Raw genomic sequence first — 23,846 nt, 5'->3', positions numbered from 1 at the left:
TGTTAAAAAAGGAGTCAGGAGTCAGGAGTCAGGAGTCAGGAGTCAGGAGTCAGGAGTCAGGAGTCAGGAGTCAGGAGTCAGGAGTCAGAGGAGCAGAGGGAGCAGGGTAGCAGGGTAGCAGTAACAATCCCCCATGCCCCATGCCCCATGCCCCATGCCCCATGCCCCATGCCCCATGCCCCATGCCCTATTAAATCCAATTCCCAAGCAAAACATAAGCAGCCCAGTAATATGGGGATTTATACTGGGATTTTTGTAAGATAGCGAGTTGAGCGCGACGTAAGGCTTCGGCTTTTGAGGTACCTGTTTTTTTCGCTTTCACCAATTCGTCATAGAATTGGATCATTAATTGTGCTGAAGCTTCATCATCAACGCGCCACAAGGTTGCGACTGTGCTACGTGCACCGGAACGGACTGCTATACCTGCTAATCCTAATGCAGATTTTGCATCACCAGTGGCTGTTTCACATGCACTGAGAATAAGGAGTTCGAGGGCTTTTCCTTGGGAGAGTTCGACTGCTTTGAGCAAGCTGCTGAGTTCGTTGACTTTGATTTTACTATCCCAGGTCACAATAAATGTTTGGTCTGGTGTAGAACCAAATTGACCGTGGGTTGCTAAGTGTACAATTGGGTAAGAAATACCAGAGACTTTATTTTGAAAGGCTGTGTTTGTGAATTTTTCGTTCAAAAGGACTTGGCTTGGGATGTCGCGTTGAATTGTTTTAACTTCTTCTGCTACTTTATCCAGTGCTGGATAACCAGGACGAGATTTACTCAGTCCAGCTACTAAGGCTCCTAGTTGTTTTTCTGGGCGCGATCGCGGTGCGAGTAATTGTAGTCCTGGTGTGAGAGCAATGCTATATTTCTCAATGAGGTACTTTTTCTCTTGTTGATCATATAGTCCTGCCATTGGAACACTACGCAGAGTACCATCTAAAACAAATACTAATGTTTCAACTTTACTGTTCTTGAGGTCTGCTGCTTGAGGTGCGATTATTAAATCGTACATCTGTTGAAATAGAGGTTTGACTAAATCAGATGTATTCGCTTGGTTAAGGTTATTCCGCAAACGTGTTGCTAACTTATCAACATCGTTTTTACTAATTTTAGTTGTGTAGTAATGAAACTCACGCTTATCTGTCTCTGTTGCTTTATTTGCTTTCCCTTGAGAATTTTGTCCAGATTTAGGTAAGCTGGTAATTATGGCTAGTTGGTCTTTTAAAATAATCGGATAAATAACTGCTGCTCGTTTATCAACACGGTCTATTTGTTCTGGTTGAGCATTGAGACAAGCTTGTCTAAAGAAGTTATCAAGTTCTACTAATTGTAATCCTTCAATAACATCTCGCGCTGTTTTGAGATGATCTTGATCCTTTTGATTTCCTGTTATTAGCAACTCGACGAGTTCACGGTGTATTGGCTCAACTGATTTCCCGAAAGAAAACTGCAAATCAGGATTTGCTCCTGCTAAGTCTGCCCGTAAGGATTTAATATTATTGATAGCTTCTTTATAAGCTGCGATCGCGACTTCGGTTTTTCCTTGCTCTTTGGCAACTCTTCCCAATTGCCATTGCCAACGATAGGCAAGATCCTCAGCGTTGACTTGTTGTGCTAGTTGAACCGCTTTCTGAGTCAGATCTTCTGATTCCTTCCACTGATGAGTGTCTTCGTAGACTTTCCCAAGGGTTCCCAATGCATCAGCTTCGAGTCGAGAATTTCCTAATTCTTTAGCTTGTTGAATAGCTACTGCTAACAGTTTTGCTGCATCTAGTAGAATTTCCTGATTTTCGGGGGTTTTCTCTAAAGATTTTTCTTCTTGTTTTTTCTCTGCCATCTGTATAATGCTATTGGCAAGATTTACCCTCGCTTCAATCGCTGTTTGAGACGGCGGTAATGCCTCAATTTGCTCTTTTAACTGTGGCAGTAGTATTCTTGCTGCATCTTGTTGGTTTGTATCAACGAGCAAATAAAGTTCGTTGAGTTCTGCTTGTAGACGAATATTATTATTTGGAGATGATGCGCTAGCCTCTTTATAAAATTTGAGTGCTGTTGTAGGATCAGCTTGTGCGTTTGCGGTGTTACCAAGGCTGAGTTGTGATAGTGCAACTATATTAGGTAAACGTAGCTGCTTAGCAAAATCTAAACTGCGCTGTAAAGTCATCTGTGCTGAAGTTAAGTTACCAGCAACGCGCAGAGAATCTCCTAAGGTACGCAGTGCGATCGCTTTTTCTGGAGAAGCAGAAATGAGTTTGAGAGATAGTTGGAGTTTTTTAGGTTCATCGATATAATCTGCTGGTAACTTTAATGCAGTTGCAAGTAGTGATGCAGATCGTCTATAAAGACCCAAATTTTGTAAAGCTTGAGCTTGATTTATTTGGCTTGTGAGTACACGAGCTGGTTGCTTTTGTTGAGTATAAATATCCGCAACACGTTCCCACGATTTTAGCGCAGCTTCAGCTTGTCCGGTATTTAATTGTAATTCACCTTGGATATTGAGGGCTTGTGCAAGTGCTGATAATCTTTGTGGGGTTGTTTCTTTAGTGTTTAATATTGCAATACTTTTAGCGATTATATCGTTAGCGTCTTTCCATCGACCAAGTTGTTGATAACACAGCGACAAATTGCTGAGACTCAGTGCTTGATGGATAGGATCTGACGATGTTTTGTAAGCTTCTGCTGCTTGTGTAAATACCTGTGCAGCTTCAGAAAACTTACCTTCTTTATATAATTTGCGTGCTTGTCGTTCCAGCGATGCCCCTGATTGACTGCGGACGACATCGACCGACTGAAGACTACTAGATGCTAGAGTAAAGCCGGTCGATGTCATGCACAGCATAGCTGTCATAGTCATACGCAGACCAATACAAAGCAAACGCTTGTTACATCTGTTAAGACGTTTAGTTTTAGCGTTTCTCATTATTTTTCAGTGATTTTACTGGTGAAAATATTGTATTACGAAGTGTGTGCAATATTTTAGTCAAATAATTACTTTTAGTGTTTTTGATACAGAAATTAATGTAAAAAGGAGTCAGAATTCAGGAGTCAGGAGTCAGAATGTACTACTTAGGCGATCGCTGAGCACTTGAACACTGATAACTGGTAACTGATCACTGAATTTAACCTTGCTTTATCATCCAAACTAAAAAATTTACAATGGCTACACTGACCAATCTTGAATAGTTAACCCTGGTACTTTCTCAAAGTCTTTGATATTTCTACTTAATAAAATACCATCATGAGCAAGAGTAATTGCAGCGATTCGTAAATCTAAAGTGCCAATACGAATTCCATCTCTTCTCAATTCTCGAAAATATTCATCTGCCTTGAGATTATACTCTAAAATGTCCAAATCTGAAAACAAAGCGAAGATTTGCTTTAATTTCTCATATGCTCCAACCAATGCTTTAGCTGTAGTGGCTTTACGAATTTGAGCTATGCGCCCGGCATACTGTTCCTCAAGGCTTACCACTGTTGTAAATAGCTTGTCAGAAGAATGTTGGCGTATCCTAATAATTTGAGCGCATACTTTAGGATGAGCGCGTTCGTAAAGACTAAGATGGTCTGTGTCCATTATGTAGCAAGTCATTCAAAACCCTCTTCTTCTGAAACTTGCTGTCGATAAGCTGCAACTTCTGCTAAAAAATCGTCATACGTTGGGTCTGATGCAAAAATACCCATATGCTTGAGCCAAGGATCTGTTTGCTGCTGCGAGGATTCTTTACCCACCTCAATTGTAACTAATTCACCTGATGCCAGTTGGGTCTCTAAAGCAGCTTTGGCAAGCGCTATTGCTTCTTCCTTTGTACCACCTTCGACTGTGCTATTGGGAATACCAACAACGGAAGCAATAAATTTATTCTCTGGGTGACTTTGAACAAAAACTTGGTATTGCATAGTCAATTTTTTGGTCATCATAAGATTTTCACATTGATCTTACAACAAATGTATTAAGCGCTATACTCTATTGATTTTCACTTTTATTGCAACGCACAAACAAGAACCCTTTATTCCCTAATTCTGGCTAGGACAAACAGAAGCGGTAGGCTGAGAAGATGGAGTAGCATGGTTTGCATTCGCCACAAAATAGATTTGACCATCAGGTGTTTGTACTATACCTTGTGCTTCCACAATTGAAGGAAGTGTATTGTCTTTATTTTTCTTTCTGGCAACTTTACTGCTGTGTTCCTGTTCCTCTTTCTTTTTGTGCTCTTGCGCTTGTATAGTTTTAATCTCCTGCATATCTTCTGCAGTTGCAAGAGGAATATCAGGATTTCTACCGGGCAATAATTGTAGTGGGTTTGGTGGAATGTTACCCTTTCCTGTGATGACAAATTCTCCTAAAGGTTTCGCGTTTGGGCTATTGGGACAAAGTTGAGAAAATTTATTCGCTGCGTCAGATATTTGTATGGGTAGTTCCAGCAATCCTGAGACGAGTTCAATTTCGGGTTGGGCTATATTGATTTGCCCTTGTCTGCCAAACTGCGAACTTGCAGTAATATCATTTGTTTGGGGTGATTCTTTGGCACGCCTTTGAATCCCAAAAAGCTCAGCATTGATGATATCAATTTTACCACCGTTGCCAGAGAAGGCATTGGCTGTGATGTCACTGTTCTCATTGGGTAGGGCGACGATGAAGGGTGTAGTTATGGTGATGTTACCCCCATTACCTCCTGCATTTGCTGTGCCTACGCTGGTAGATATTAGGCTACCATTGCGCAGGAGTAAGTAGTCGGAAAGATTTAAAGTGATGTTACCACCATTACTTGAAGAATCTGTTTCAGCAAAGATTAGACCGCTATTAAGGCGAGCAGAATTAGCATTAATGGTAATATTACCTGCGCTCCCTTGACCTTTACGAACACTAACGCCTAGTTGTGCACCATTTGTCAAAGTAAATGACCTAGCAGTGATATCAATTGTTCCACTATTGCCTAAACCTTGGCCATTATCTGGCACATTACTAAATAAAGCACTGGGATTTCCATTACTATCTTCCCCATCCAAAGTAACTGCGTCTCTAGCAACAATCGTAATATTACCAGCATTACCTTGTCCCAAGGTGCTAGCACTGAATCTAGCACCATTGGTAAGTGAGAGTTGATCTGTTGTAATACTGATATTTCCACCATTTCCTTGCCCGGCATTGCTGGCTATGAGTTGAGCGCCATCAGAAAAAGAAATCGATGGTGCTGAGATTTGGATATCGCTACCATTGCCTACTGCTCCTGCTTCAACATCAGTGAATATCGCGCTGGGTTCTCCTGTACTGTTTGTGCCTGCAAAAGAAACTGAGTCTCTAGCCTTTACAGATACGAGTCCTGCTTTTCCCTGACCCCTAGAATAGAAACCTGCTTGCAGTTGTGCCCCATCAGCGAAAGAAATTGTTCTAGCCGAGATCTCAATATTACCAACATTGCCGAAAGCTGGTTGACGCTTTGTGGTGCCAATATTACTGACTATGAGACTATTATTAGCAAAAATGCTATCTATTACCTTTATCAGTATATTACCTGCATTTCCCTGTCCACCATTGCTAGTTGTTACTGTAGCGTTATCTGATAACGATAGCGATCTCGCTTGGATATTAATATCCCCACCACTTCCTACAGCACCAGTACTAACACTCCCGAAGATGCCACTATCTGAACCAGAAATTGTCAGTGCATCGCCCACGGTGATATTTACACTACCACCATTTCCTTGCCCTCCAGCAAGATTATTAGAGGCTCCTTGGACATTAACATTTATTTGTCCACCGTCTGTCAATGCTAATGAACCAGCAGTGATATTTATATTTCCCCCATTACCTACTCCACCTGCTAGAACATTACTAGATAAGCCACTATCTCCTTTAAAAGTGACTGCATTTTTTGCAGTAATTGTGATATTACCTGCATTTCCTCGTCCGCGAGTGAAAGAATTAATTTGACCACCATCTTTGACTAGAACATTTCCCGCCTGAATATTAATATTCCCGGCACGCCCCTTAGCATCACTACCAAGATTAGCAAAAATCCCGCGGCTATCTGTACCAGAAATTGTTAATGCATCGCGTACGTTGACGTCTATCGTACCACCATTACCTTGCCCAGGAACATCAGTATCATCAGTTTTTCCACGAACACTAGCTTCTAATTGACCACCATTAGTCAACGATAATGACCCAGCAGTGATATTAATATTACCCCCATTACCTACTGCACCAGGATTTACATTACTAAATAAAGCACTGGGAAGTCTATTACTATCTCTCCCATCAAAAGTGACTGCATCCCTCGCGATAATCGTTATATTTCCTGCATTTCCTGTTCCACGGGTGAAAGAATTAATTTGACCTCCATCTTTGACTAGAACATTTCCCGCCTGAATATTAATATTCCCGGCACGCCCCTTAGCATCAGTACCAAGATTAGCAAAAATTCCCTGGCTATCTGTACCAGAAATCGTCAATGCATCACGAACGTTGATATTTACAGTACCACCAATTCCTTGATTAGCAGCAAGGTTACCAAACGCGCTACTGACAGTAGTATTTATTTCCCCACCATTAGTCAAGTTTAATGACCCAGCAGTGATGTTAATATCACCTCCATTACCCACCGCACCAGCTTCTACACTGCTAGCTAAACCACTGTTATTTTTATTAAATACACCATCAAAAGTGACTGCATCCCTCGCGATAATCGTTATATTTCCTGCATTTCCTGTTCCACGGGTGAAGGAATTAATTTGACCACCATCTTTGACTAGAACATTTCCAGCTTGAATATTAATATTCCCGGCACGCCCCTTAGCATCAGTACCAAGATTAGCAAAAATCCCACTGCTATCTAGACCAGAAATTGTTAATGCATCGCGTACGTTGACGTCTATCGTACCACCATTACCTTGCCCACCTGCCAACGTATCAGTTTTTTCACGAACACTAGCTCCTAATTGACCACCATTAGTCAAGGATAATGACCCAGCAGAGATGTTAATATTACCTCCATTACCTACTGCACCAGCTAGCACATAACTAAATAAACCACTGTGATTTCTATTAGTGGCTACCCCATCAAAAGTAACTGTATCCTTCGCCTGAATTGTGATATTTCCCGCACGTCCTCGTCCGAGAATAGAGGAATTAATTTGAGCGCCATTAGTTGCAGTAAGTGAACCAGTTTTGATATCAATGTTTCCTGAATTACCTTCGGTCTCGGCAGTAGAAGCGATTGCTCCTCTATTTTCTAGCAAAATGTTTCCAGCTTGAACCTCAATATTACCAGCGTTACCTACGGCATTATTCAGGACAAAGTTGGCAATGAATCCACTATCTACAGAAATAGTATCACGGGCTGTAATAAAAATGTTTCCCGCGTCCCCTTTTCCCTGAGTAAAAGCACCGATTTGAGCCCCATTGGACAAAGAAACTGAATCAGCATTGACATTAACATTACCACCTTTAGTACTACCATTACCCAATCCTGTCCCAATTCCTGCAAAAAGACCTGAGTTAGACATATCTAACTTAGCTGCATTAACTGCAATATCTCCTCCACCTGCACCAGATACATCAACATTAGCCTGGTTTTTCAGGGAAACATTACCACGCTGGACATTACTCGGGACACTTAAGCTCAAAGTGTCCCGAGTAACATTTAACCCAATAGTTCCTGGTGCAGCTAATCCTGCTAATTCGACCCTTCCACTGTTAGCTGTCAGCCTACCCCCATCTAAGACTACATCTCCACCTACTAACAGGAGACTTTTTCCATCTGGGACTCGTAAACCAGTCACACGAGAATTTGTGAGATCAACGCCTGCATCTGCAATGGATTTATTGGTAATTGCTGCTCCTTGGTTCAACTGATTAAACAACAATCCTGATGGATCTATCGTCAACAATGGTGGTGCTTGCGGATTCGTCGCACTAAACAATCCTTGATTTCCAAACTGCACTCCGTTCGCAGTCGTCCCTACAAACGAACCCCGTAAATCTAAAGCTGCACCACTCCCAAACACAATACCGTTGGGATTAATCAAAAACAAATTTGCCGCACCATCAACTCCCAATGTCCCCAAAATATTTGACCGATTCCCACCTGTGACACGAGTCAATATGTTGGTAACGTCAGATGGATTAGCAAAATAGACTCTTTTCCCTTCACCAACGTTAAACTCACCAAAACTGTGAAAAAGATTACGACCCCGTTGCGCACCACCAGTGATTAAGTCAGCATTTATATTCTTACTCTGAATCGGAGTATTTGGTGTGATAACAGAACGCTCTGCACCAAGAGTTCCGTCAGGGGTGATTTGAGCTTTAGCTGGTGTAGCGCTAACTAGTAAAAGGGTGAAGATGAAAAATTTTGGTAATAGATTCTGTACCTTGAGCAACATCGATAGATAGGGTATACGCAGCATAAAAATATAGTCTTGTTAACAGAATTTACATAAGGTCAAAAATGAGAAATAGATACTCTGGTGTGAGTTTCTACTCTAAAGAGATCGTGGATAAATGTAACAATGCAAATTTAATCGCTACAATAGAAGAAACGTTGACAACAACTTGGTTGATCAATTGTCTCCCTACATAACTGAGGATTCTAGGAAATTAGTTTTGCTTACTTAGTCAGGTAGGCAAAGCAGCTAAGCAGAACTTTCAAAGAGCGATCGCCCTTTGAACATGAGCAAGCTGATCCTACTACTAGGTCTTTTTGATAGAGAGTATTGCAATAAGATTGATACAGTTCACCCTTGAGTCAACTGTATTAATCACAAGTTAGATATACCATACTTTCTGGCAAAATTAAATACATCCAGCTAGTTGACTATTTACAAAATATGACTTGCCTGGATGAAATCTTCTAAAATTTTGTTAATTAATGTTTTCAAAAAATGAGAAACTCGAAGATTGAAGTACACAGCTACACTGATTTACACGAGTATTGTATTAGACGAAAACGGCAAATTATTACAGTGTGGCTATCTACAAGGCTGCTGAGAGTTTTTTACTAATCAAATAGGATTGCTGTATATTCTTAGTTTTCATCACTCAAAGCTCCTTACCGGGAAATTTGAACGACGAAGTGCAACGCGATCGCCATCATTACTAACTAATTGAACCCACACAACATTTGCCGCTGCAACAAGCTGAATCATCATGACTAAGGATTAAGTCCTTACCTACCTTTTATTCCCTAATTCTGGCTAGGACAAACAGAAGCGGTAGGCTGAGAAGATGGAGTAGCATGGTTTGCATTCGCCACAAAGTAAATTTGACCATCAGGTGTTTGTACTATACCTTGTGCTTCCACAATTGAAGGAAGTGTATTGTCTTTATTTTTCTTTCTGGCAACTTTAGTGCTGTGTTGCTGTTCCTCTTTCTTTTTCTGTTCTTGCGCTTGTATAGATCTAATCTCCTGCATATCTTCTGCAGTTGCTAGAGGAATATCAGGATTTCTACCGGGTAATAATTGTAGTGGGTTTGGTGGGATATTACCCTTTCCTGTAATGACAAATTCCCCTAAAGGTTTCCCGTTCGGGCTATTGGGACAGAGTTGAGAAAATTTATTCGCTGCGTCAGATACTTGTATGGGCAGTTCTATCAATCCTTGGATGAGTTCTACTTGCGGTTGCGCAATCACTATTTGTCCCTGTACACCTTTTTGAGAAAATGCTGTAATACTGTTTGCTGGGGGTAATAGTTGCTGGCGTGGTTGGATACCAAACAGTTGAGCATTGATTTTGATCTTACCAGGAGAGCCAGAGCCAGCATTGGCCGTGATATCGTTGTTTTCGTTGGGTACAGCAACTATGAAGGGTGTATTGATTGTAATTTTACCACCATCTCCTGCTGTAGTTGCGTTCGTAGAGATTTTACTAGTATTGCGTAGGAGTATGTAGTCATCCACTGTTAGTTTAATATCGCCGCCAATACCTGAGTTGGTTTGACCAGTCAGTATTCCCTTATCTAGCTGAATGGAGCGAGCCCTGATATCTAGATTTCCAGCATTTCCCTTCCCCAAATTTTGTACGTACACGCCTGATCCATTTTGAACTAGGATCTGTCGGGTATTAATTGTCAGGTTGCCTGCATTCCCTGTTGAACCAGAATTAGCTTCATTAAACAAGCCACTAGAACTTCCAGTCAGTAGTATAGTGTCAGCTTTGACCGTCAAATTGCCACTATTACCTGCACCAAAAGTACTAGTACTAACTAGTGCACCATTCTGCACCTGCAACTGTTGCGTGTTAATTGTTAATTTTCCTGCATTTCCTCTTGCACCTAAGGTAGCTTGTTGCGCAAATAAACCACTGGCAGTTTTTCCATCAGGGGAAGTTCCACTCAGTAATATGGTGTTTGCGTTAACAGTTAAATTACCCCCGTTTCCTGCGCCAAAGGTGCTGGCACTAACTTGTGCTTCATTTTGTACAAACAACTGACCTGCGTTAATTGTCAAGCTTCCTGCATTCCCTGTTGCACTCGAATTAGATCGAGCATAAACACCACTAGAAGTTCCGCTCAGTTTTATGGTGTCCGCTGTAATAGTCAAATCGCCACTATTACCTGCACCAAAAGTACTAGCACTAACTAGTGCACCATTCTGCACCTGCAACTGTTGCGTGTTAATTGTTAATTTTCCTGCATTTCCTCTTGCACCTGAGGTACCTTGTTGCGCAAATAAACCACTGGCAGTTTTTCCATCAGCAGAAATTCCATTCAGTTGTATGGTTTTTGCGTTAACAGTTAAATTACCCCCGTTTCCTGCGCCAAAGGTGCTGGCACTAACTTGTGCTTCATTTTGTACAAGCAACTGACCTGTGTTAATTGTCAAGCTTCCTGCATTCCCTGTTGCACTCGAATTAGATCGAGCAGAAACACGACTAGAAGTTCCGCTCAGTTGTATGGTGTCCGCTGTAATAGTCAAATCGCCACTATTACCTGCACCAAAAGTACTAGCACTAACTTGTGCACCATTCTGCACCTGCAACTGTTGCGTGCTAATTGTTAATTTTCCTGCATTTCCTCTTGCACCTGAGGTACCTTGTTGCGCAAATAAACCACTGGCAGTTTTTCCATCAGCAGAAATTCCATTCAGTTGTATGGTTTTTGCGTTAACAGTTAAATTACCCCCGTTTCCTGCGCCAAAGGTGCTGGCACTAACTTGTGCTTCATTTTGTACAAGCAACTGACCTGTGTTAATTGTCAAGCTTCCTGCATTCCCTGTTGCACTCGAATTAGATTGAGCAAAAACACGACTAGAAGTTCCGCTCAGTTGTATGGTGTCCGCTGTAATAGTCAAATCGCCACTATTACCTGCACCAAAAGTACTAGAATTAATTGTTCCACCATCTGTTACAGAAATATTTCCAGCTTGAACCTTAATATTTCCACCACGTCCTACTGCACCGCTATCCAAAAATGCATTGATTTGTCCGCCATTAGTTAAGGATAATGAACCTGCAGAGAGATTAATATTGCCACCATTACCTACTGCACCAGAGTAAACATTGCTCTGTAAAGCGCTGTAAAACCCATCACTACCTATTCGGTCAAAAGTAACTGCATTTTTTGCAGTAATGGTGATATTTCCTGAATTTCCTCGTCCAAGAGTAAAAGAATTAATTTGACTACCACTTTGGACGGAAAGTGAAGCAGTGTTAATGTCAATATTCCCTGCATTACCTACAGCATCACTACTCTGAACATTGCTGACAATAAAGCTATTTCTAGACAATGAAATACCATCATTAGCTGTAATAGAGATATTACCTGCATTACCTTGTCCTAAGGTGCTAGAGCTAATTGTTCCACCATCTGTTACAGAAATATTTCCAGCTTGAACTTTAATATTTCCACCACGTCCTACTGCACCGCTATCCAAAAATGCATTGATTTGTCCGCCATTAGTTAAGGATAATGAACCTGCAGAGAGATTAATATTGCCACCATTACCTACTGCACCAGAGTAAACATTGCTCTGTAAAGCGCTGTAAAACCCATCACTACCTATTTGGTCAAAAGTAACTGCATTTTTTGCAGTAATGGTGATATTTCCTGCATTGCCGTGTCCACGAGTAAACGAGTTAATTTGACTACCATCTTTGACAGAAAGTGAACCAGTTTTGATGTCGATATTTCCAGCATTACCTGCAGCATCACTACTCTGAACATTGCTGACAATAAAGCTATTTCTAGACAATGAAATACCATCATTAGCTGTGATAGAAATATTACCTGCATCACCTTTTCCAAGAGTGCTAGAACTAATTGTTCCACCATCTGTCACAGAAATATTTCCTGCTTGAACCTTGATGTCTCCACCACGTCCTACTGCACCACTACCAAGCTCTCCAGAGATTGCACTACCTGAGCCAGAAATTGTCAACTTATCACCCACATTAACATTTATAATACCTCCCTTCCCTTTACCGCCATCAAGATTTTCAAAAGCTCCATAGACATCAACGTTTAATTCTGCGCCGTTAGTCAAAGATAAGGAACCAGCACTAATACTGGTATTTCCACCATTGCCTATTGCACCACTATACACATTACTATAGGAGCCGCTATGTATCCCATTACTACTATTTATACCATCAAAAGTAACTGCATCCTTGGCAACAATCGTAATATTCCCCCCATTCCCTATTCCACGAGTAAAAGAGTCAATTTGAGCGCCATGAGTTGCTGATAGTGAGCCAGTCGTAATATTTATATTTCCAGCATTTCCTTTAGAGGTACTACTAACAACTACGTTGTCAATGTATGCACTATCTAAAGAAACTAAATCAGCATTAATATTAATATTACCTGCTTTACTACTCTCATTACCCATTCCCGTACCGATTCCTGCAAACAGGGTGGAGGAATTAGACATATCTAACTTACCAGCATTAACTGCAATATCTCCTCCACCTGCGCCAGATACATCCACAAATGCCTGATTTCTCAGAGAAACATTACCTCGCTGCACATTGGTAGGTAAACTTAAACTCAAAGCGTCCCCTGCAACATTTAACCCAATAGTCCCTGGTGCAGCTAAAGAAGCTAACTCCACTCTTCCACCACTAGCTATCAATCCACCCCCATCTAAGGTTACATTTCCACCAACTAACAATAGACTTTTTCCATTTGGTACTCCCATGAATTCATTATTAACTGTGATTCCTTGTTGATTTAACTGATTAAACAACAATCCTGATGGATCTATTGTCAACAATGGTGGTGCTTGCGGATTCGTCGCACTAAACAGTCCTTGAGTTCCAAACTGCACTCCATTCGCAGTTGTCCCTACAAATGAACCCCGTAAATCTAGAGTTGCACCGCTCCCAAACAAAATCCCAGCAGGATTAATCAAAAACAAATTTGCCGCACCGTCAACTCCTAAAGTCCCGAAAATCTTTGACTGATTCCCACCTGTGACACGGGTCAAAATATTAGTTACATCAGACGGATTGGCAAAATAGACTCTTTGCCCTTCACCAACGTTAAACTCACCAAAACTGTGAAAAAGATTACGACCGCGTTGGGCACCACCAGTGATTAAGTCAGCATTTATATTCTTACTCTGAATCAGAGTATTTGGTGTGATAACAGAACGATCTGCACCAAGAGTTCCGTCAGGGGTGATTTGAGCTTTAGCTGGTGTAGCGCTAACTAGTAAAAGGGTGAAGATAAAAAATTTTGGTAATAGATTCTGTACCTTGAGCAAGATCGATAGATGAGGAATATGCATCATAAAAATATAGTCTTGTTAACAGAATTTACATAATGTCAAAAATAGGAAATAGATACTCTGGTGTGAGTTTCTACTCCAAATCGTGGATCAATGTAACCACACAAATTTAGTCGCTATAATAGAAGAGGCCTTGACAACGACTTGGTTGATCAATTGTCTCCCTACATAACTGAGGATTCTAGGAAATTAGTTTTGCTTACGTAGTGGGGTAGGCAAAGCAGCAATGCGGAACTTCCAAAGAGCGATCGCCCTCTGAACAGCAGCAAGCTGATCCTACTAGTAGGTCTTTTTGATAGAGAGTCTTGAAATAAGATTGCTACACTTCACTCAGGGTGAACTGTATCGGTCACAAGTTAGATATACCATAATTTTTTGCAAAACTGAATACATCCAGCTAGTTGAGTATTTACGAAATATGACTTTCTGGGATGAAATCTTCTAAAATTTTGTTAATTAATGTTTTCAAAAAATGAGAAACTTGAAGGGCATGGGGCATAGGGCATGGGGCATAGGGCATAGGTTTGTCCGACTATGCAACTTAAATGTGGAAAAGCTTACATTGAAACCGTTACAAGAAAGTTTGCAGTGATTGAGTGCAACGCGATCGCTATCATTACTAATTGAACCGACATGACACGGGCGCATTCCAAGTGTGTGAATTTATTTTATTTTTTAGTGTGGTCATATTGCCCACGTTCTATATGAAAATAACAGCTTATTTTCCTTCTTGCTGATTTAGCCATGCTTCTAAATCAGCTGCTTTAGAAAAATCAAATAAAGCTTCTCCCAAAGTTTCTAATTCTTCTTTAGATAAAACTCTGATACGCTCAATGATTGATAAATCTATTTTACCAAAGCGCCGATTTAACAAACGATTAAGAAACTGAAAAGCCTCTGTTTGTTCTCCTTGTTGTTCGCCCTTCTGCAAAATATCCTGATAAATGACTGACTCCTGCATAATATCCTCGCTTAGTAATTGACGAATAAAGTCTTTTTCAAATCGCAACCCTGTGCTACCATCTGAGACCAGAGATGAGTTCAACTAGAAATTCCATTGGTTGAGGGGAATAAATTGATTAGTTATCATATAATTCAATGCCTCCAGATTGGAGATTGACTTAACAATACTGAGGTAGCTCATAAACTTGGATGCTTCAGAATTCTGGTATACTGCTAAAATACCAGGATGATTTGGATTTACTGTGTGGAGGTTTAGAAAGTCTTCACAATTACGCGTCAATAATATACGCCCGTGGCTAATAGCATATTTAAGGACAATTGAATCAGACTTCCCCATTAGATCTGCTTCGTTGACTGTTATCACGTCGTGACCAGCATTGCGTAGCAAATTAACTAGATATTTCGCTTGTGAGTCTTCATCAATTAATAGTCTGAGGGTCAAGAGAAACTCCTTGTTCTTCAAGACGGTAGCGTTCCTCTTGTGCTTCTAGTGAGAGAAGTTCTTGATGAGTTTCACAATACAGAATAGCTTCCTGAATAACAGCAAGGGGAAGATCCCAATTGTCTGCTGCTTCTTCCTGTGACATCTGGTTCACAACAATATCCTGCCATATAGTCGAAGCGAGTAGTTTTCGTCCTTTAATATAAAGTTGTCTTCGCCAAGGGTGAGGACGTTCTACTAAATACTGCCAATCATCTACTTGAGGAGATTCAAGTTCTGGGATAAGCAAGCGTACTTGTCCTTCTTGGGTATGAAGAAACAATTGACTACCTGGACGTATATGACGCTTGAGTGTAACCATCAGGTCAATTGAACGCAGGATTGTTTCTTTAATGTTAAGAGCACCAATAGCCTGACGCAACCAATTAAGCTTTGCTTCTTCTTCTGGTGTAATATTAAAGTTTGCTTGCCTAGTTTGTTTTACTTCTGAATCAGATGTATTCATGGTAGACATGATAGATATTCCAAGTTTAGTCGTCAAGTACAGTTTACAAAATATGACTGGAGCGAAGCGACTCGACTGAGAGTTTTTTCTCGTCAAGTGGGATCACTAGGGAGAGCAATATCATTTTGTGAGGCGATCGCAATTTCGAGCGATCGCACATGATTAATACGGGATTAGAGCCTTGAAAATTACAATATCAAATTATACTAAAATATTACATTGAACCCCTTGCAAGAAAATTTGCAGCGATTGAGTGCAACGCGATCGCTATCATTACTAATTGAACCGACATGACACGGGCTTATTCCCAGTGTGTGAATTTATTTTATTTTGTAGTGTGGGCAAGATGCCCACGTTCTGTATGAAAATAACAGCTTATTCTCCTTCTTGCTGATTTAGCCATGCTTCTAAATCAGCTGCTTTAGAAAAATCAAATAAAGCTTCTCCCAAAGTTTCTAATTCTTCTTTAGATAAAACTCTGATACGCTCAATGATTGATAAATCTATTTTACCAAAGCGCCGATTTAACAAACGATTAAGAAACTGAAAAGCCTCTCTTTGTTCTCCTTGTTGTTCGCCCTTCTGCAAAATATCCTGATAAATGACTGACTCCTGCATAATATCCTCGCTTAGTAATTGACGAATAAAGTCTTTTTCAAATCGCAACCCTGCTAAAATCTCTGTGTAGGCTGCGATGTTCTGCCTTGTCTCCCTATCCGAAATTTTAGCAACACTCACGGCAACCTGGGATAGTAATCCTTGGGGTGAATCTGTCTGTGTTAAAGGTGCTAATGGTAATAATGCTGGGTTATCTAGAAATAAAGCTGAATCTTGCTCCCACATTCGTACGACACGATAACGGTGATACGTCATCTCATTTACATATTCTTCGGTAAAAGCGATTTCGTGGTTCGTCTGTTTCAAGAAAATCACTACCTGTGTTACTGGAAGATCATACTGTCGCACTAACCTGACAAAATAATCTAACATTCGTAAGGGTATAGGAGTTTCAGAGTTTACTGTTGTTTGAAATTCTAAATGTAAAATACGATTCTCTGTTTGTAATAATGTAACAGAATCTGCTCGAATTGGTTCAATGCTTAATTCAGTCTTTAATACTTTGATGTTTCGTGGCTCATCAGTCAGCAACCAACGCGCAAAATCTGTTGGATATTTTTCTGCTAATATTTTACAAACGTTGTCAAAAGACACTAATCACACCTCAATAATTTTAACGGTTTGTTATCTAATGTTTAAAAGGGGATCGCGCTTTGCGCAGTTTCGTCCTTTAACATTAAAAGTTGTATTGTACACCTAGAAGTTCCATTGGTTATACTCTGAGGGTCAAGAGAAACTCCTTGTTCTTCAAGACGGTAGCGTTCCTCTCGTACTTCTAGCGTGATAAGTTCTTGATGAGTTTCACAATACAGAATAGCTTCCTGAATAACAGCAAGGGGAAAATCGCAATTTCGAGCGATCGCACATGATTAATACAGGATTAGAACCTTGAAAAGCGAAGTGTAGAGTTATACTAAATTCTTATATTGAACCCTTTACAAGAAAATTTGAAGGGATTGAGTGCAACGCGATCGCCTGAATTACTGATTCATCATAGGACTTACGCACTATACAAATTGAACATTGTATGTATAAGGGATCATGGTTGTTCCGGGCTTGTAGGGGCGAACGGCGTTCGCCCTGACACTGTCGGCATTTAAAATCAGCCAGGGATTATAAATCCCTGTCTAAGAGCTAAATTCCTCTAGAAGAGGAATGGAAACGAATGTTTTATGCTTCAATCTTTGATACTTTTGTGGCGTTAATTCAGTATTTATATTTAAAGGTGCAAGATCTGAGTTCCTCAACCCAACCTACGCAAATTAAAAGTTTTTGGTGCTAACGATGCTTAAGATTTACTGTATAAATGGGCTCTTAGAAGAGGAAAATCAAATTTGTAATTAATTGCGTCGAGGTACCGTCCCAATCTGTAGTCGCTCGACCTTCAACTTTGTATTGACTGTCAAACATTAATAATCTAGCTTGAGCGCCTATCAATAACATGGGCACTTCTAATGCATCGATAATAGCTTTGAGATCACTGAGAAATCGTTTTGTCTCTGAGTTGAGTTGGTCCTGTGGTTCATTCATGATATTTCATCTCAGTGATTTTTTCCTTTTTCGAGATATATTGGTTGTTCGGTTGCATAGGGAATGAGAGTTTTGATTTTCCTGATATATTTAATTCAACCTCAAATAAAGTTTTTAGTGACATTAAATTTCCTTCATCCCATACCGTAGTATACTTGTCATAAGCGCGATACAAGTATGACGTTTACCATGCTCACAGTCAGATTAGACGAAGAAACAGAACGCCAGCTAGCCGATATCTTGGCTCACGAAAAAACGGACAAGAGTGAGTTGATCCGACGCTTGATCGCTGAACGCTGGCTTAACCTGCAAGCAGATAGAACTTTGGTTGATAGGCGAGGTGGACACCCTCAACACCTCCTGCAAGATGCACCTAGCGATTTATCTGAACGATCAAACCGCAAGAAGGCGATAAACCAATATCTCAAACAGCGCCATTCATGACTTACTATCCGCTTATACTCGCAGACAGCTGGTTTTTGTTTGCCTACTACAGCGCCAGAGATAAATATCACGAACAAGCTTATTCTCCTTCTTGCTCATTTAGCCATGCTTCTGAGTTGAGTTGGTTAGATGTCTATTGAGCCTTATCTACCTCCTCAATTTCCTAATTCTGGCTAGGACAAACAGAAGCGGTAGGCTGAGAAGATGGAGTAGCATGGTTTGCATTCGCCACAAAGTAGATTTGACCATCAGGTGTTTGTACTATACCTTGTGCTTCCACGATGGCAGGAAGTGTATTGTCTTTATTTTTCTTTCTGCCAACTTTACTGGTGTATTCCTGTTCCTCTTTCTTTTTTTGCTCCTGCGCTTGTATAGATCTAATCTCCTGCATATCTTCTGCAGTTGCTAGAGGAATATCAGGATTTCTACCGGGTAATAATTGTAGTGGGTTTGGTGGGATGTTACCCTTTCCTGTGATGACAAATTCTCCTAAAGGTTTCGCGTTCGGGCTATTGGGACAGAGTTGAGAAAATTTAGTCGCAGCGTCAGATACTTGTATTGGTAGTTCGATAAGTCCTTGGATAAGTTCAACTTGCGGTTGGGCGACATTGACTTGTCCCTGTACGCCTAATTGTGAACTTGCACTAATCACATTTGTTGGATCTTGGTCAGAGCTTTTTGAACGAGCTTCAATACCAAAGAGTTGAGCATTGATGTTAATCTTACCACCAGAACCAGAGAAGGCATTTGCTGTGATGTTGCTGTTTTCCTTAGGTACAGCAATTACGAATGGTGTATTAATTGTGATGTTGCCGCCATTGCCTGGTGCTAGATTTGTACCGGCACTGGTCGAGATTTTACCACCATTCCGTAGGAGTAAGTAGTCGTCAATATCCAAAACAATATTGCCAGCATTACCTGTACCATCACTGCTAACTGATATTGCTGCCCCATCTTTAATTGTGACTTGACGGGGGTCTATAAAGATACTACCACCTGCTCCTGTCGAACCAAAGGCGGTATTAGCAAAAATTCCACTGGCAGCACCTTGATTAGCTACAACATCACTGACAATATCAGTAGAACCAGATGATTTCAATTGTTCTTCAATTAGTGCTAGCCTTTGAGCATAATGAGGGTCAATTCCTGCAAGCGTAATACTATCTTTAACATACAGCCTAATATTTCCTGCACTACCAGTGCTACGAGTCAATGCTACGATTTGTCCACCGTTGAATGCTTCTAATGTATTAGCATTAATTGTAATATCGCCTGCCTTACCACTGTTGTAAGTTGCCGCAGATACAATTGCACCATCTGTAACGCGAAAGTCACCAGTAGTCACGTAGATACTTCCTGCATCACCTGATGCTCCTCTGTCACTCAGGGTTAATAGTCCACTAGAAAAACCAGTGGAACCAATACCTGAGAGATTAACAGAGTCAGAGGCATTAATGCGAATGTTTCCTCCTGTTCCTCTACCACCAGGAAGATTTCCAGATTGTCGAAAAACAACAGCACCAATTTGTGAACCACTACTCAATGTTAAAGCTTTTGTATTGATATCAATATCACCGCTGTTACCTATACCTCCTGAATAGATACTGCTGGTAATAAAGCTAGAGTTTGTTAAGGAAACTGATTTTGACGCTTGGACAAGAATGTTACCAGCGTTACCTTGTCCAAATGTGCCGGAGTTAAGTACCGCACCATCTTGAAGAGAGAAAGAGCCTGTAGTCAAACTGAGGTTTCCTGCTTTACCTACACCTCCAGTCCCTACTTCACTAAAAACACCACTAGAACGCCCATTACTTCCTCTACCATTGAGGGTAATACTGTCACGAGCATTAATGCTAATATCGCCTCCATTACCCTGCCCGACAGTAGTGGCGCTGATTTGAGCACCATTGTTTAAAGACAGTGACCCAGTTGTCACATTAATATTACCTGCGTTACCCACGCCACCAGATTCTACTGTACTGTAAGCACCAGTAGGATTTTGACTGTTGCCTGCGCCATCAAACTTCACACTATCACCAGCATCAATAGTTATATTACCAGCATTACCTTGCCCAGAAGTACTAGCGCTGATTTGCGCACCATTGTTTAAAGACAGTGATCTAGTCGTCACATTAATATTACCTGCGTTGCCCGCACCACGAGATTCTACTGTACTGTACGCACCAGTAGAATTTTGACTATTACCTGCGCCATCAAACCTAACACTATCACGAGCATTGATAGTAATATTACCTCCATTACCTCGCCCAGCAGTACCCGATAGCAGTTTAGAACCGTTAGTTAAAGAAAACGACCCTGTAGTCACGTTAATATTACCAGCGTTACCCCGTCCAGAAGTAAAGGATAGCAGTTGACCACCATCGCTTACTGTAAGAGAATTAGTTGTGAGTTGAATATCTCCTCCTTTACCTCCTGCTCCTCCGGATTGTAAAGACGAGGCTATCCAACTAGGGCGTCGATTGCTGCCTATCCCATCAATGGTAATAGCATCACGGGCATTGACGGTAATATTACCTGCATTTGCGCTTGAGAAACTAGATAGTTTCCCACCATTAGTCAATGAGAGAGTTCCTGTGGAGAGTTGAATATCTCCTCCATTGCCATTACCAAAGGTGCCCACTCCACTGTCAAGTCCATTAATACCCACACCATCAATAGCGACGGTATCAGCAGTATTAATGGTGATATTACCAGCATTACCTTGCCCAAAGCTTTCGGCATTAAGTTGACCACCATTTTTTAAGAACAATGCTCTAGCATTCACGCTAATATTTCCAGCATTGCCTATGCCATTACTTCCCACAGTACTACTTGCGCGGCCACCAGGCAGATTTTTATCTCCGACACTGTCAAAGGTAATGGTTTCACGGGCATTAAGAATAATATTACCTGCATTCCCTCGCCCATATGTGTCACTACTTATTGCCGCACCATTAGTCAAGGAAAGAGATCCAGTTGTTATCTGGATGTTTCCTGCTTTCCCAACACCTCCACTTAACAAATCGCTTTGTACGCCACCAATTGAATTACCAACTACACCATCTAAATTAACCGTATCACGCGCATCAATGGTAATATTACCTGCATTACCTTGACCTGAAACGCTGGTATACAATTGAGAGCCATTTGTCAACGAGAGTGACCCAGTTGTTATTTTTATGTCTCCTCCCTTACCAACAGCATCCTTAAATACAGCACTCTCAGCAGAGCTACTACCCTCAAAGGTAACGGCATTACTGGCATTAATTGTAATATTCCCACCAGTCCCGTTCCCTAATATGTCACTACTCAAGAAGGCACCATTAGTCAAGGAAAGAGATCCAGTTGTTATCTCAATATCTCCTGCTTTGCCTACTCCCCCAGATTGTACGCTAGTTTGGAGACGAGTATAGTAGTTATCACTACTTTTCCCATCTAAGCTGATCGTATCGCGGGCATTAATGATAATGTTTCCCCCATTACCTTGCCCAAATACTGGGGTTGAAAGTTGAGAGCCGTCCTGTACTGCTAGGGAAGCAGTGTTGATGTTAATGTTACCCCCATTACCTTGCCCAAATACTGGGGTTGAAAGTTGAGAGCCATCCTGTACTGCTAGGGAAGCAGTGTTGATGTTAATGTTACCCCCATTACCTTGCCCAAATACTGGGGTTGAGAGTTGAGAGCCATCCTGTAGTGTTAGGGAACCAGTGTTGATGTTAATATTACCGCCATTTCCTTGAGTGTTTGAATATACACGGTTGTCTACTTGACTCCCTTGTGCCAAGACAATTTTCTCTGTAGCATTTAGATTAATATCTCCTGCTGTATTAGCATTTCCCGACCCCATTCCAGTAATCCCGGCAAATAGGAATGAATTAGAAAGTTGTAAATTTCGGGCATTAATCGCAATATTTCCACCACCATTTGCAAAAACACTAATTGCAGCGTTACTTATAGAGACATCTGCTCTTTGCACACCACTAGGGACGCTTAGACTCAAAGTATTACCTGCAATATTTAAACCCACACTCCCTGATGCTGCTAAACCTGCTAATTCGACACGACCACCATAAGCTCTGAGGCTACCACCATCTAAGTTAACGTTACCACCTACTAAGATTAAACTGTTCCCATCTGCAACTCTCAAACCAGTTGTATTATTGCCGAGTGGATTGACTCCTGCATCTGCGGTGGATTGATTGGTAATTGTTGCTCCCTGATTCAACTGGTTAAACAACAACGCCGATGGATCTATCGTCAACAATGGGGGTGCTTGGGGATTTGTCGCACTAAACAATCCTTGAGTTCCAAACTGCACTCCATTCGCTGTCGTCCCTACAAATGAACCTTTTAAATCTAACGATGCATTCTTCCCAAACAAAATCCCAGCAGGATTAATCAAAAACAAATTCGCTCCACCGTCAACTCCCAATGTCCCCAAAATACTCGACTGATTCCCACCTGTGACACGGGTCAAAATATTGGTCACGTCAGACGGGTTGGCAAAATACACCTTTTGCCCAGCAATAACATTAAAGTCACTAAAACTGTGAAAAAGATTACGACCGCGTTGTGCACCACCAGTGATTGAATCAGCGTTTATACCCTTACCCTGAATCAGAGTATTTGTTGTGAAAACAGAACGCTCTGCACCAAGGGTGTTGTCAGGGGTAATTTGAGCTTTAGCTGGTGTGGCGCTAAGTAGTAAAAAGGTAAAGATGAAAAATTTTGGTAATAGATTCTGTACCTTGAGCATCATTAATAGATAGGGTATACGCAGCATAAGAATATAGTTTTTTCTAGAGAATTTACATAATGTCAAAAATAGGAAATAGATACTCCGGTGTGAGTTTCTACTCCAAAGAACTCGTCGAGAAATATAACCATGCGGAATTAGTCGCTACAACGGGAGAAATGTTGACAACGACTTAGTTGATTAATTGTCTCTTTACACAGGTGAGGATTCTAAGAAATTAGTTTTGCTTACGTACTCAGGTTGGCAAAGCAGCAAAGCGGAAATTCCAAAGAGCGATCGCCCTTTGAGCAGCAGCAAATACAGAGTATTGAAGTAAGATTGCTACACTTCACTCAGAGGTGAACTGTATCGGTGACAAGTTAGATATACCATATTTGCTGGCAAAACTAAATACATCCAGCTAGTTAAGTATTTACAAAATATGACCGTTCTCAATGAAATTTTCTAAAATTTTGTTAAGTAATATTTTCAAAAAAGGAGAAACTAGGACATAGGGCATAGGTTTTGAAAATGCAACTTAAATGTGGAAAAGCTTACATTGAAACCGTTACAAGAAAGTTTGCAGTGATTGAGTGCAACGCGATCGCCGGAATTACTGGTTCATCAATTGAAGTCCTGCAACCTTTACAGGATGATCAAAAACTAAGATGGTCTCTCAAACCTAAGATCATGCTGGTGGGAGCATTTGTATCAATCATTTTTAGTGATTTAAAGTTTTTAGTGATATTAAATTTCCTTCATCCCATACCGTAGTATAGTTATGTTCATTTACACCGACTTATTAAATTCTCTAAAACTTTGTTAAGTATAGGACTTACGCACTATACAAATCTAACATTATGTGTATTAACGGATAATGGTTGT

13 protein-coding genes and 1 pseudogene are annotated in these 23,846 nt (G+C 40.8%); 3 read left to right on the top strand and 11 right to left on the bottom strand.

Features of this window, described 5'->3' with window-relative positions; genetic code table 11:
- Nucleotides 1-190 precede the first annotated feature (190 nt).
- The 10 genes and pseudogenes from G4P69_RS07435 to G4P69_RS07390 form a co-directional block, all read right to left on the bottom strand.
- Nucleotides 191-2,827, bottom strand: a complete 2,637-nt coding sequence (locus tag G4P69_RS07435) for a CHAT domain-containing protein (RefSeq protein WP_243902413.1) — start codon at nt 2,825-2,827, stop codon at nt 191-193.
- Nucleotides 2,828-3,157: 330 nt separating this feature from the next.
- Nucleotides 3,158-3,586 (bottom strand): type II toxin-antitoxin system VapC family toxin, encoded by a 429-nt coding sequence (locus G4P69_RS07430; protein ID WP_208342036.1) that lies wholly within the window; start codon nt 3,584-3,586, stop codon nt 3,158-3,160.
- Nucleotides 3,583-3,894, bottom strand: a complete 312-nt coding sequence (locus G4P69_RS07425; protein ID WP_208342037.1) for a type II toxin-antitoxin system HicB family antitoxin — start codon at nt 3,892-3,894, stop codon at nt 3,583-3,585. Before G4P69_RS07425 ends, G4P69_RS07430 begins: the two co-directional genes overlap by 4 nt.
- A 117-nt stretch (nt 3,895-4,011) precedes the next feature.
- The gene (locus G4P69_RS07420; protein WP_208342038.1) at nt 4,012-8,406 is read right to left on the bottom strand and encodes a beta strand repeat-containing protein; all 4,395 of its coding nucleotides are present in this window, start codon (nt 8,404-8,406) and stop codon (nt 4,012-4,014) included.
- Nucleotides 8,407-9,182: 776 nt separating this feature from the next.
- Complete coding sequence (locus G4P69_RS07415; protein WP_208348935.1) at nt 9,183-13,727, bottom strand: beta strand repeat-containing protein; 4,545 nt, start codon at nt 13,725-13,727, stop codon at nt 9,183-9,185.
- A gap of 715 nt (nt 13,728-14,442) precedes the next feature.
- Nucleotides 14,443-14,739: pseudogene (locus G4P69_RS07410) on the bottom strand (DUF4351 domain-containing protein); the annotation flags it as partial.
- 30 nt (nt 14,740-14,769) lie between these two features.
- Entirely contained in the window at nt 14,770-15,129 is a 360-nt protein-coding gene (locus G4P69_RS07405) for a DUF5615 family PIN-like protein (protein WP_208342040.1), read from the bottom strand.
- The gene (locus tag G4P69_RS39050) at nt 15,107-15,643 is read right to left on the bottom strand and encodes a hypothetical protein (RefSeq protein ID WP_243902414.1); all 537 of its coding nucleotides are present in this window, start codon (nt 15,641-15,643) and stop codon (nt 15,107-15,109) included. Before G4P69_RS39050 ends, G4P69_RS07405 begins: the two co-directional genes overlap by 23 nt.
- Nucleotides 15,644-16,009: 366 nt before the next feature.
- A complete protein-coding gene (locus G4P69_RS07395; RefSeq protein ID WP_208342043.1) occupies nt 16,010-16,846 on the bottom strand; it encodes a DUF4351 domain-containing protein in 837 nt (278 codons plus the stop codon).
- Nucleotides 16,847-17,566: 720 nt separating this feature from the next.
- Nucleotides 17,567-17,782, bottom strand: coding sequence for a hypothetical protein (locus tag G4P69_RS07390; protein WP_208342045.1), 216 nt, complete (start codon nt 17,780-17,782; stop codon nt 17,567-17,569).
- A 189-nt stretch (nt 17,783-17,971) separates the two neighbouring features.
- On the opposite strand from G4P69_RS07390, the gene G4P69_RS07385 reads away from it, so the two are divergent.
- Together G4P69_RS07385 and G4P69_RS07380 are read left to right on the top strand one after the other, a co-directional pair.
- Nucleotides 17,972-18,226, top strand: coding sequence for a ribbon-helix-helix domain-containing protein (locus G4P69_RS07385; protein ID WP_243902415.1), 255 nt, complete (start codon nt 17,972-17,974; stop codon nt 18,224-18,226).
- Nucleotides 18,223-18,366, top strand: a complete 144-nt coding sequence (locus G4P69_RS07380) for a hypothetical protein (protein ID WP_243902416.1) — start codon at nt 18,223-18,225, stop codon at nt 18,364-18,366. The genes G4P69_RS07385 and G4P69_RS07380 overlap by 4 nt, the downstream gene beginning before the upstream one ends.
- A 23-nt stretch (nt 18,367-18,389) precedes the next feature.
- On the opposite strand, the gene G4P69_RS07375 is transcribed toward G4P69_RS07380, so the two are convergent.
- Nucleotides 18,390-23,009, bottom strand: a complete 4,620-nt coding sequence (locus G4P69_RS07375; protein ID WP_208342048.1) for a beta strand repeat-containing protein — start codon at nt 23,007-23,009, stop codon at nt 18,390-18,392.
- A 483-nt stretch (nt 23,010-23,492) separates the two neighbouring features.
- On the opposite strand from G4P69_RS07375, the gene G4P69_RS07370 reads away from it, so the two are divergent.
- Nucleotides 23,493-23,735, top strand: a complete 243-nt coding sequence (locus G4P69_RS07370) for a hypothetical protein (protein WP_208342049.1) — start codon at nt 23,493-23,495, stop codon at nt 23,733-23,735.
- The last annotated feature ends 111 nt before the right edge of the window (nt 23,736-23,846 follow it).

Source organism: Aetokthonos hydrillicola CCALA 1050 (assembly GCF_017591665.1).
GTDB lineage: Bacteria > Cyanobacteriota > Cyanobacteriia > Cyanobacteriales > Nostocaceae > Aetokthonos > Aetokthonos hydrillicola.
The sequence above is the reverse complement of the archived record's forward strand: the minus strand, read 5'-3'. Positions and strand labels throughout refer to the sequence as shown.